Source organism: Photobacterium sp. GB-1 (assembly GCF_003026165.1).
Taxonomy (GTDB): Bacteria; Pseudomonadota; Gammaproteobacteria; order Enterobacterales; family Vibrionaceae; genus Photobacterium.
On the sequence record NZ_PYOB01000006.1, the window covers coordinates 1 to 11,814 of the forward strand.

At 42.3% G+C, this 11,814-nt stretch carries 6 protein-coding genes, 1 tRNA gene, 3 rRNA genes and 1 riboswitch; of the genes, 7 read left to right on the forward strand and 3 right to left on the reverse strand.

The features are described 5' to 3' along the window. The 5 genes from C9J45_RS08305 to metA all read left to right on the forward strand — a co-directional run. Nucleotides 1–100, forward strand: a 23S ribosomal RNA gene (locus tag C9J45_RS08305); the annotation flags it as partial. A gap of 131 nt (nucleotides 101–231) precedes the next feature. After that, nucleotides 232–347, forward strand: a 5S ribosomal RNA gene (rrf, locus tag C9J45_RS08310). Between the two features lie 47 nt (nucleotides 348–394). After that, nucleotides 395–470 (forward strand) — tRNA-Thr (locus C9J45_RS08315). Between the two features lie 8 nt (nucleotides 471–478). Beyond that, nucleotides 479–594: ribosomal RNA gene (gene rrf / locus C9J45_RS08320) — 5S ribosomal RNA — on the forward strand. A gap of 190 nt (nucleotides 595–784) precedes the next feature. Continuing rightward, nucleotides 785–1,726, forward strand: coding sequence for a homoserine O-succinyltransferase (metA, locus tag C9J45_RS08325; RefSeq protein ID WP_045185647.1), 942 nt, complete (start codon nucleotides 785–787; stop codon nucleotides 1,724–1,726). Between the two features lie 50 nt (nucleotides 1,727–1,776). Here metA and C9J45_RS08330 read toward each other — a convergent pair whose 3' ends face one another. Beyond that, entirely contained in the window at nucleotides 1,777–3,057 is a 1,281-nt protein-coding gene (locus tag C9J45_RS08330) for a sodium:proton antiporter (RefSeq protein ID WP_107260268.1), read from the reverse strand. 194 nt (nucleotides 3,058–3,251) lie between these two features. Between C9J45_RS08330 and metH the strand changes: the two genes are divergently transcribed. Beyond that, complete coding sequence (metH, locus tag C9J45_RS08335; RefSeq protein ID WP_107206483.1) at nucleotides 3,252–6,920, forward strand: methionine synthase; 3,669 nt, start codon at nucleotides 3,252–3,254, stop codon at nucleotides 6,918–6,920. A gap of 82 nt (nucleotides 6,921–7,002) precedes the next feature. Here metH and lysC read toward each other — a convergent pair whose 3' ends face one another. Continuing rightward, nucleotides 7,003–8,373 (reverse strand): lysine-sensitive aspartokinase 3, encoded by a 1,371-nt coding sequence (lysC, locus tag C9J45_RS08340; protein ID WP_107292423.1) that lies wholly within the window; start codon nucleotides 8,371–8,373, stop codon nucleotides 7,003–7,005. Nucleotides 8,374–8,474: 101 nt separating this feature from the next. Continuing rightward, a riboswitch (Lysine riboswitch) is annotated at nucleotides 8,475–8,659 on the reverse strand. A gap of 238 nt (nucleotides 8,660–8,897) precedes the next feature. On the opposite strand from lysC, the gene C9J45_RS08345 reads away from it, so the two are divergent. Next, a complete protein-coding gene (locus tag C9J45_RS08345) occupies nucleotides 8,898–10,016 on the forward strand; it encodes an alanine--glyoxylate aminotransferase family protein (protein ID WP_107206485.1) in 1,119 nt (372 codons plus the stop codon). A 53-nt stretch (nucleotides 10,017–10,069) separates the two neighbouring features. On the opposite strand, the gene C9J45_RS08350 is transcribed toward C9J45_RS08345, so the two are convergent. Next, on the reverse strand, nucleotides 10,070–11,809 hold the full coding sequence (locus tag C9J45_RS08350) for a PglL family O-oligosaccharyltransferase (RefSeq protein ID WP_107206486.1): 1,740 nt from the start codon (nucleotides 11,807–11,809) through the stop codon (nucleotides 10,070–10,072). Nucleotides 11,810–11,814 lie beyond the last annotated feature (5 nt).

Consider the following 11,814-nt stretch of genomic DNA (forward strand, 5'->3'; position numbering starts at 1 on the left):
TCTAAAGGGTTGTTGAAGACTACAACGTTGATAGGTCGGGTGTGTAAGTGCTGCGAGGCATTGAGCTAACCGATACTAATTGCCCGTGAGGCTTAACCATACAACACCCAAGGGGTTTTTATCTCGTCAAGAGAAACGCGGACTCCAAGTACACTTGAACGTGTAGAGAACACTAGTTACCTTTCCCAGATTGCTATTTATTGTCGAAGACAATAAATAAAACCAAATTTGCTTGGCGACCATAGCGTTATGGACCCACCTGATCCCATGCCGAACTCAGTAGTGAAACGTAATAGCGCCGATGGTAGTGTGGGGTCTCCCCATGTGAGAGTAGGACATCGCCAGGCTTCAAATTTAGAATGTTGCATAAGCAGCTTTCATACAAGCTTTGTGTGCTGGTATGGCTCAGTTGGTAGAGCGCACCCTTGGTAAGGGTGAGGTCCCCAGTTCAAATCTGGGTACTAGCACCATTTATTTGTTTAGCGACCATAGCACAGCGGTCCCACCTGATCCCATGCCGAACTCAGAAGTGAAACGTTGTAGCGCCGATGGTAGTGTGGGGCCTCCCCATGTGAGAGTAGGACATCGCTAAATCTTATTTTAAAACCCAGCCTTAGGCTGGGTTTTCTCGTTTATAAGCCCTCATATTTCCCATATCTCTTTATCTCTATATTTATCTATTATGTTATTATTTTGCACTAAACTTGCGTCTGCCTTTCTTTTTCTATAACGTTGATGGAAGTTTAGACGGCTAAACATCTTGTGTCGAAAGGAGTCAACAAAGATGCCAATAAAAATACCTGATCGCCTACCTGCTACTGATATTCTGCGCAGTGAAAATATCTTTGTGATGACAGAGAAGCGTGCTGCTAGCCAGGGGATCCGTCCGTTGAAGGTATTATTATTAAATTTAATGCCAAAAAAAATTGAGACAGAGACACAGTTCTTACGCTTATTATCCAATAGCCCAATTCAAGTAGATGTAGAGCTATTACGAATCGATAATCGTCCAACAAAAAATACTCCTCAAGAACACTTAGATACTTTTTATCGTCAGTTTGAGATGGTGAAGCAACGTAATTTTGATGGATTGATTGTAACGGGAGCGCCGTTAGGTTTAGTTCAATTTGAAGATGTGCTTTATTGGGAAGAAATTCAAATCATCATGAATTGGGCAAAAGAGCATGTAACATCAACTATGTTTGTTTGTTGGGCTGCTCAAGCTGGGCTAAAACTTCTCTATGACTTGCCGAAGCGTACACGAAAAGAGAAATTATCAGGTGTTTATCAACATCGAATTCATGATTGTCATCACCCGGTACTACGAGGGTTTGATGATACTTTCTTTGCCCCCCATTCTCGCTATGCTGACTTCTCTCATGATTATTTAACCAAGCATACTGATCTTGATATATTAGCGACTTCAGAGCAGGCTGGAGTATATTTAGCAGCAACAAAAGATAAACGTAATGTATTCGTAACGGGGCATCCTGAATATGATGTAGATACATTGCATAATGAGTTTGTACGAGATAGCGAACAAGGGATGGAGCCAGCAGTACCTGTGAACTATTATCCTGAGAATGATCCTTCGAATGCACCTATTGCGAGTTGGCGTAGTCATGGTCATTTACTATTTAGTAATTGGCTAAACTATTGTGTATATCAGCAAACGCCTTACGATTTAGAGCACTTCTCCGAAGCGAGTTTTACGAAAGACGAATAATAAAAAAGCCTGCATTGAAGTGCAGGCTTTTTTGTTGATGGAATAATTACTTATTTATTTTTTAATTCCCAAAGCTTGGCTTTTTCAATTAATGGGGTAATGGTTGAACCTTGGATCAGGATCGAGAATACAACCACTGAATATGTCATTACGAGGATGATTTCTCGGACATCGATCCCCTTCTCTGGAATTACCATGACTCCAGCAGGAATAGCCATTGCCATTGCTAATGCTAAACCTCCGCGTAAGCCACCCCAAGTGAGGATCTTGACTGACATTGGATTGTACTGGCGGTAGCGATTGAAGCCCACATATGGCAGTTTGACACTGATGTAACGGCTTAGAAGAACTAAAGGTACCGCAATAATCATTAGGATCCAGTCTTCTTGGTGGAAGCTAAAATCAAGCATGGTCATACCAATTAACAGGAATAAGACCCCATTTAGGAATTCATCAACCAATTCCCAGAAGTGATCTAGGTGCTCTTCACTTTCTTTTGAAAAGCCAATATAACGGGTCCAGTTACCAATCATGATCCCAGATACCACCATAGCAAGTGGGCCAGAGACATGAAGAACTTCTGCTAAAGCATAACCTGCGGTTGGAATACCGATAGTAAGCAGTAATTCCATAGAGTGATCATTGGTTGAGCTAATGAGGTAGTGGAAAACTAGACCAAGAATAAAGCCGTAAGCAATGCCACCAATCGCTTCTTGTAAGAATAGCTGGGTTACGCCCATCACTGTTGGTGCGGCATCACCAAAAGCAATGGTAAACATGGTGACGAAGATAACGAGGCCAAACCCATCATTAAATAAAGACTCGCCTTCGATTTGAGTCGAAATACGGCGAGGCGCATTCATTTTCTTAACGATGGCCAATACAGCAATAGGATCGGTAGGGGAAATCAATGCACCAAAGAGTAAACAGTAAATCAGATCTAGTTGAATTCCGATTAACTGGCAGATACCCCATAAACTGAAGCCAATAAAAAAGGTGGAGAATAAAGTGGCGCCCAGTGCTAATACGGTAATTTCCCACTTTTGATCTTCAAGATGGGGTAACTTGATACCTAAGCCGCCAGCAAATAATAAGAAGCCTAAAATGCCTTTTAATAGGAAATCTTCAAAGTTTATTTTGCTGATTTGAGTCGCGGCAACATCTTCAAGATGGAACCAACCGTTGTGTCCCGCAATGATGATCAATAGTGACAGGATTAATGATCCGGCAGTGATGGCAATGGTTGTTTGCATCTTACCTATTTTACTGTTTACAAAAGCAATAAGCATTGCTGCTGCAGCCAGAAAGCAGAGTGTGCTATAGACCGACATGCGTAACCTCTAGATTGGTGGGTTGTTAGAAAACTTGTGACGAAATAGTAAAACCATCAGTAATTAATGGCTACTGATAATTTGTTTTATTTTGAAAAGCTTTTGTTGTGTAAATTATATTTAGCTTTCTTTATCCCCAATTGAAGTGTGGTAGGATGTTACAAAGCTGTAATGGATTATAAGGATGTAGTGACGTGTTAAACAGCAAGGAATTACTGCATAAGCGGTTGGAAGAGCAAATCCTGATCATTGATGGTGGCATGGGCACCATGATCCAAGGTTATAAATTGGAAGAAGATGATTATCGAGGTCAACGATTTGCTGATTGGCATTCTGATCTAAAAGGGAATAATGATCTTTTAGTATTAACCCAACCCCAGCTGATTAAAGATATTCACCTCGCGTATTTAGAAGCCGGGGCGGATATTCTAGAAACCAACACTTTTAATGCTACAACGATTGCGATGGCGGATTACGACATGGAATCGTTGAGCGCGGAAATTAACTATGAAGCAGCGCGTCTCGCTCGTCTTGCTGCCGATGAATGGACCGCTAAAACACCAGAAAAACCACGTTTTGTTGCAGGTGTTTTAGGACCGACAAACCGTACTTGCTCTATCTCTCCTGATGTTAACGATCCTGGCTATCGTAATGTTACCTTTGATGAACTAGTTGAAGCCTATTCCGAATCGACACATGCCTTAATTCGAGGTGGCGCCGATATTATCTTGCTTGAAACTATCTTTGATACCTTGAATGCTAAAGCTTGCGCTTTTGCTGTTTCTGGGGTTTTTGAAGAATTGGGTTTTGAACTACCAGTGATGATTTCAGGCACCATAACAGATGCCTCGGGACGTACTCTTTCTGGACAAACAACGGAAGCGTTTTATAACTCATTACGTCATGTTAAACCTATTTCCTTTGGTTTGAACTGTGCGCTTGGGCCTGATGAATTACGTCAGTATGTTGAAGAGTTATCGCGTATTTCAGAATGTGCTGTTTCAGCTCACCCAAATGCGGGTTTACCTAATGCCTTTGGCGAATATGATCTTGAAGCTGAAGAAATGGCGGAACATATCCGCGAGTGGGCGAAAAGTGGTTTTCTCAATATGGTGGGGGGCTGTTGTGGTACTACGCCAGAACATATCCGCCATATGTATGAAGCGACTCAAAATCTTAAACCTCGCCAATTACCTGATATTCCAATTGCTTGCCGTTTATCAGGGTTAGAGCCGTTAACGATTGATGCTGATACCTTATTTATTAACGTTGGTGAACGTACCAATGTGACAGGCTCTGCTCGATTTAAGCGCTTAATCAAAGAAGAGCTTTATGATGAAGCATTAGAGGTTGCTCGTCAGCAAGTGGAGGCTGGGGCTCAAATCATCGATATTAATATGGATGAGGGGATGCTTGATGCGAAGGCTGCAATGGTACGCTTTTTAAACCTTTGTGCTACAGAGCCTGAAATATCGAAAGTGCCTATTATGGTCGATTCTTCTAAATGGGAAGTGTTAGAAGCAGGGCTTAAATGTGTACAAGGAAAGCCTGTTGTTAACTCTATCTCGATGAAGGAAGGTAAAGATAACTTTATCACTCAAGCGAAATTACTTCGTCGTTATGGTGCTGCGATTATCGTGATGGCATTTGATGAAGTTGGTCAGGCGGATACTCGCGAACGTAAAATTGAAATTTGTACTAATGCTTATCGTGTGTTGGTTGATGAAGTCGGCTTTCCACCTGAAGATATTATTTTTGATCCTAATATTTTTGCTGTTGCGACAGGTATTGAAGAGCACAACAATTACGCCGTTGATTTTATTGAAGCGGTAGGGGATATCAAACGCACGCTGCCGTATGCCATGGTATCAGGCGGGGTGTCGAATGTTTCGTTCTCTTTCCGTGGTAATAATGCGGTACGTGAGGCTATTCACGCTGTTTTCCTGTATTACTGCTTTAAAAACGGTATGGACATGGGAATTGTTAACGCAGGTCAGCTTGCAATTTATGATGATCTGCCTGATGAATTACGCGATGCGGTTGAAGACGTTGTGCTTAATCGCCGTGATGATAGTACAGAGCGCTTATTAGACATTGCCGCTAAATACAGAGATAGCGGTAATGTTGAAGAAGATCGCAGCGCTGCAGAATGGCGCGGATGGCCAGTTGAAAAGCGTTTAGAGCATGCGCTAGTTAAAGGTATAACCGAATTTATTGTTGAAGATACTGAAGAATCTCGTCAGAAAGCCAGTAAACCACTCGAAGTGATCGAAGGGCCATTAATGGCTGGGATGAACGTTGTTGGTGATCTATTTGGTGAAGGTAAGATGTTCTTACCGCAAGTCGTAAAATCGGCTCGAGTCATGAAGCAAGCTGTTGCCTATTTAGAGCCGTATATTGATGCTGAAAAGCAGGCTGGACAAACCAACGGTAAAATACTTCTAGCAACCGTTAAAGGCGATGTTCACGATATTGGTAAGAATATAGTCGGCGTTGTACTGCAATGTAATAACTACGAGATTATCGATCTTGGAGTGATGGTGTCATGCGATAAAATTCTAAAAGTCGCCAAAGAAGAAAACGTCGATATTATTGGCTTGTCGGGTTTGATCACGCCATCGCTTGATGAAATGGTCCATGTTGCCAAAGAAATGGAGCGACAAGGATTTGATATCCCTTTGCTTATCGGTGGTGCAACAACTTCTAAAGCCCACACGGCGGTTAAGATTGAGCAAAACTACAATCAGCCAGTAGTGTATGTATCTAATGCATCACGCGCAGTAGGTGTTTGTTCTGCGTTATTGTCTGATGAACAAAAGCCAGCGTTTGTTGAGCGTTTAAACCAAGAGTACGATGTGGTACGTGAGCAACATGCGCGTAAGAAACCACGTACCGCACCTATTTCGTTAGAAGAAGCACGTGCTAATGCGGTTAATATTGATTGGCAAAATTATACGCCGCCAGTACCGAAAAAAGCCGGTGTTCACACCTTCACTGATTTTCCTGTAGCTGAAATTCGTAAGTATATCGATTGGACGCCATTTTTCATGACGTGGTCATTAAGTGGTAAATACCCAACGATTCTTCGTCATGAAGTTGTGGGTGAAGAAGCGACTAAGTTGTTTAATGATGCTAATAAAATCTTAGATGAGATCGAGAAAACAGGCATGATTAAAGCTAACGGTGTGTGTGGTTTATTCCCTGCCAATAATGTCGGTGATGATATTGAAGTGTACACAGACGATAGCCGAACTGATGTTTTAACTGTGCTGCATGGTTTACGTCAGCAAACCAAAAAGCCGAAAGGTCCTAACTATTGTTTATCTGACTATATTGCGCCTAAAGAGAGCGGCAAGGCTGATTGGATTGGCGCTTTTGCGGTAACAGGTGGGATTGGTGAATATGACATTGCTGAGCAATTTAAAGCAAAAGGTGATGATTACAATGCCATTATGGTACAGGCTGTTGCGGATCGATTAGCGGAAGCCTTTGCTGAATGTATGCATGAAATGGTACGTAAAGATATTTGGGGTTATGCAGCTGATGAAAATCTGAATAATGACGATTTGATCCGAGAAAAGTATCAAGGTATTCGTCCTGCACCTGGTTACGCCGCATGTCCTGAGCATACCGAAAAAGGTGCTATTTGGCAGTTACTTGATGCTGAGAAAAATACTGGCATGGCACTAACGGAAAGTTACGCAATGTGGCCTGGTGCTGCAGTTTCGGGATGGTATTTCTCACATCCTGATTCTCGTTACTTTGCGGTTGCTCAGATCCAGCAAGATCAGTTAGAAAGTTATGCCGATCGAAAAGGTTGGGATTTGATCGAAGCTGAGAAATGGTTAGGCCCAAATCTTTAATGCTTAATCGATAGTGAATAAAAAAGGCGCTCAATGCGCCTTTTTGTTTATCGGAACTTTATTTGGGTTAGTTAGAAAGAGCTTATTCCAATAAAGATGCGTGCAGTGTGCGAACCACGTCTTTAGCTTCATCTTCATTAATTAAGAAACATAAATTATGTGGGCTAGCGCCGTAGCAAATCATACGAAGGTTATGATCTTCTAGCGCGCCAAAGATATCTTTGGCTGAGCCTTTCGTATCACTCATTTGGTTACCGATAAGTGCAACCAGTGATAGCCCTTGCTCGACGTCAACCACACATAATTGGCTTAATTCTTCAACGACTTGAAGCGGAAGCGTTGGCGCACCGCCACCCGTATCAGTTTGATCTAAGGTCAGTGAAACGCTGACCTCTGAGGTTGTGATGAGATCAACTGAGATTTTATGTTCAGCCAAGATACGAAAGACTTCTGCTAAAAAGCCATATGCATGGAACATATTTAAGCTCGTGAGTGTCACCATGGTTTGGTTGGCACGTAATGCGAGTGCTCTAAATAGTGGCGCTTCTTCAACGGATTGTCTGATCCAAGTACCGCCTTGCTCTGGTGCTTTTGATGAACCTACAAATACTGGGATCTGTTGACGAACAGCAGGTACTAGGGTTGATGGGTGTAAAATTTTAGCACCAAAGTTTGCCATTTCAGATGCTTCGCTAAAACTGATCTCTTTGATCGGTTTAGCGGCCGATGTAATACGTGGGTCGGTAGTGTATAAACCCGGTACGTCAGTCCAAATCTCTAATGTGCTAGCATTTACGGCTTCTGCGATTAAAGCGGCACTATAGTCACTCCCCCCACGACCAAGTGTTGTCGTAACACCTTGGCTGTTTGATCCAATAAAGCCTTGTGATACCACGATATTATTGTCTAATAGTGGTAATAATTGCTCAGTCGCTAATTGCTTAATTGTTTCTGGCTGTGGGATCGCTTTACCAAATTGATCATCAGTACGCATGATGGAACGAATATCTACACGTACAGCTGGGGCGTTTAGCTCGACTAATATTTGACTAAAAAGATGGGTTGAAAGCAGCTCGCCATGGCTAACAATTTGATCGGTCAATTGTGCAGAGGTTGTTGATGCCGCATGTTCAGCTAAGGTTGCGATGTTATCAAGTAGGCCGTAAATAGCGTCTTGAATATTTTCTGGGTGCTGAAGTTGATCAAGAACATCTTGGTGGGTTTGGGTCAGTGTCTGAATGCGCTGTTGGCGGGTCGTTGAATCGCTCACGCCATTGGCAAGTTCTACCAGAATATTCGTGACACCAGAGCAGGCGCTGATTAACACAATTTTAGTGTCTGGATTAGCAGTAACAATGGCAGCACTTCGGCTCATTGCGGTGTAATCAGCAACACTGGTACCGCCAAATTTTGCGACAGTGAGTGAATCTGAATGTGTTGCAGCCTTGTCCATAATTAATTTCTCCCTAAATAGTAAACACATCACAAGGTAGGCTATTTTTTCGGGAGTATTCCCGACATCCTGTCAGGAGAGCATAAGAGGTGAATAGTCACTCACCCAGAAGCTCCCCACCAATGTCAATCATTGACCTTGGTGACAGCTAGAAGGATTCAACCTTCATAGCCGATATAACTCATCCCCTAATCAGTTATACCTCGGCGTTACTCTCCCTCTCATAATGGCGATTGGATGGGGTCCTGTCATTATGATACCTAGGTAACGCTCCTCTTCCGTTTTAAGTCGTACTGTTTGAATAATAAGTGCTTGAATAAAATATCATCTTATTGAATAAGATTCATCACCCTGTTGTCAAATGGAATATGACAATTTATTTACATATGATATTTCATCAATGTGTGTCATAGGATCGTTATAGGTCGCTTGCACCAATGAAAGGGCTCTAATACTCTAAAATAGATAGCAACGCGTTCCACATAAAAATATCGACAGGGACAATGACTTTACGGAGCAAAAGAATGACAATTACCAGCTTTATCCCGCCGCATCGAACCCTCATGGGGCCGGGACCATCAGATATTTATCCGCAAGTATTACAAGCGCTTAGTCGTCCTACGGTAGGGCACCTTGATCCATTATTTATCGGTATGATGGATGAATTAAAACAATTGTTGCAATATGCCTTTCAAACCCAAAATGCCTTTACTATCGCTGTTTCAGCGCCAGGTAGTGCAGGAATGGAAGCCTGCTTTGTTAATCTCGTTGAAGCTGGGGATAAAGTACTAGTTTGCCGTAATGGCGTTTTCGGGGAACGGATGCGGGAAAATGTCGAGCGTTGTGGTGGTGTTGCTATCGTTGTGGATAACGAATGGGGGGCGGCGGTTGATCCTTATTTAGTGGATCAAGCGTTACAAAACGATCCTGAAATTAAAATTGTTGCTTTTGTACATGCCGAAACCTCAACCGGCGCATTGAGTGATGCGAAAACATTGGCGGAAATTGCCCGTAAACATGATTGCTTAACGATTGTTGATGCGGTGACATCACTTGGTGGTGTTCCTTTGCTGGTGGACGAGTGGCAATTAGATGCGGTTTATTCAGGTAGCCAAAAGTGTTTGTCCTGCACGCCGGGGTTATCGCCATTAACGTTTTCTCAAAAGGCGATTGATAAGATCCAACGACGTAAAACCAAAGTACAAAGCTGGTTTTTAGATCAAAGTTTGGTGCTAGGTTATTGGAGTGGTGAAGGTAAGCGTAGCTATCACCATACTGCACCTGTAAACAGTTTATATGCGTTGCATGAAGCCTTGGTATTATTGCAAAACGAAGGGTTAGAAAATGCATGGCAGCGCCATCGAAATGTCCATGAAGAGCTTAAAGCAGGGCTTGAAAAGCTTGGGATCCAATTTGTGGTAGAAGAAATGTCACGTTTGCCCCAACTCAATGCGGTTTATATCCCTGAAGGCGTTGATGATGCTGAGGTACGTAATGAGTTGCTGCAACGTTACAACTTGGAAATCGGAGCAGGTTTAGGTGCGTTGGCAGGTAAAGCGTGGCGTATCGGTTTGATGGGCTATGGTGCGAGAAGTGAAAATGTTGCGCTGTGCTTAAAAGTGCTAGAAACCACATTGAAGTAATTTATTGATGAGTAAATAAAAATGGCTACCAATTGGGTAGCCATTTTTTATAGTTATTTAGCAGCAGACGTTGCCTTTGCTTCGCTGTTTTGCTGCTCAAAATTTAAAGATGGGAATAAGAACAGCGCTTCATCTCTGATTTGTGATGCTTGCTCTTTATTGCCGAGGGCATCGTAAGCGAGGATCAGGTTTTGATACAGTGCCGGTCGCGGCCATGTTTTCGCTTTCTCGGTTGCCCATTGAATATAGTCTTCAATTAATGCTGGCTTATTACTGCTAATTCCGAGTTGTAACTGGGTTAACTGCAAATCCCAATCAAAACGGTTTTTCCACGACCATGGATTATTCACCTTTAGTAAGTATTCAATATTGACTGGTCGAGTGGTTTCAAATTTAGTTAACTGCCAACCTGAATACAGGGTTGTTATCATAAAGCTAGAGATAAAAATTGGTACAATAAGTGCGAAAACTTTCAGCCCTAGTACGTAGCTTAATGATTGGCGATGATATTTGGTGGTGAGGTTATCTACCCAAAATATCAGTATGATAAAGATCAGCCAATGGACTAATGAATGGTAGAAAGGATACTCAAGTTGGGTATGCAGAACGATAGGGAAAAACAATCCTATTAAGGCTAACTGGGTACCATTAGGCGCTTTTCTTATTTTTACCATTACCGCAAATGCAGCAAGCAATAAGCCGATAAGTGGGACTATACCGCCTTCGTCTGCCCAGAAAAGTAACTCGTTATGTGGGTGATCTAAGCTAGGAACACCTGCATGTTGTGCTGGATCTTCATTATGCCATAACGCTGTTTGTGTGATGTAAGCTGCTTCAAACTTTCCATAGCCATAACCAGTGAGTGGTTTAGTAGTAAACATATCATAGGCTTGTGGGAAGTGGATTGCTCTTAAACTTTCTAGACTGGTGCTGTTTTCTTTTGGTGACCAATTCTCTGTAGATGAAATATTCCATGCTAAACAAAGCCCTAATGTAATCATTAACAACCATAAACGTTGAGCTTGTTTTGCGGCAAAGCGACGTAAATACGGCAGCATTAGTACTATACCGATAATTGCGCCTAGCCAGCCTGTACGAGAGTTCAATACCACTAATATTGGAATCGTTAGTATAGGTGTTATCAGCAAAGTGACATGTTGCCATGACCATTTACCGCGATATAGCGGAATACGTGCTAATAGATACGTACCAATCACAAGCCCTGTTGCAAGAAAACTCGCCATCACATTTGGTTGTTGAAAAATACCATAAGGGCGGTTAGCGATAGTGTCATAGCCGATAGGGTTCTTTGCTGGGATCCAAAGGTATTGATACCACGCAAATACGGCTTCAATGAGTACCCCAATTAAAATAAACCATAACAAACGTTGGCGTTGCTGGTGGGTAAAAACGAATTGCTGCAAGCTGACAAAAAACAGAAATCCAGCCCACAAGGTAAACAAGCGATTAAACGCCGCTCCTGCATCAGCATTGGAATAAAAAATGGGGAGAGTCAGCAGTACACAACAAGTAAACAATAATAGTGTTAGGCGTGAATAACGCCAGATTTGTTGGCGACAAATTTCCAGTAAGCCGAAGGAGATAGCAAAACTAAAAGGGATCCAAACTGCAGCGTTAAACGAGAGCTCAAGCCCTGAACCGCCGGGATTATGTTGGAAGTAGTGCATAGCAACAATAAAAATAACACCGATTGTTGCAAGGAAATAGCGTACCAATGGTTTAGAAATCCGTTTCTTTTCTAATCTGGTACCTTCGAGTTGTAACACTGTCATGGTTG

Excerpts from the sequence above, each read along its gene's own strand:
- lysC (WP_107292423.1), bottom strand. The coding sequence starts at position 8,373 with ATGGACAAGGCTGCAACACATTCAGATTCACTCACTGTCGCAAAATTT.
- C9J45_RS08350 (WP_107206486.1), bottom strand. The coding sequence starts at position 11,809 with ATGACAGTGTTACAACTCGAAGGTACCAGATTAGAAAAGAAACGGATT.
- C9J45_RS08345 (WP_107206485.1), top strand. The coding sequence starts at position 8,898 with ATGACAATTACCAGCTTTATCCCGCCGCATCGAACCCTCATGGGGCCG.
- metA (WP_045185647.1), top strand. The coding sequence starts at position 785 with ATGCCAATAAAAATACCTGATCGCCTACCTGCTACTGATATTCTGCGC.
- C9J45_RS08330 (WP_107260268.1), bottom strand. The coding sequence starts at position 3,057 with ATGTCGGTCTATAGCACACTCTGCTTTCTGGCTGCAGCAGCAATGCTT.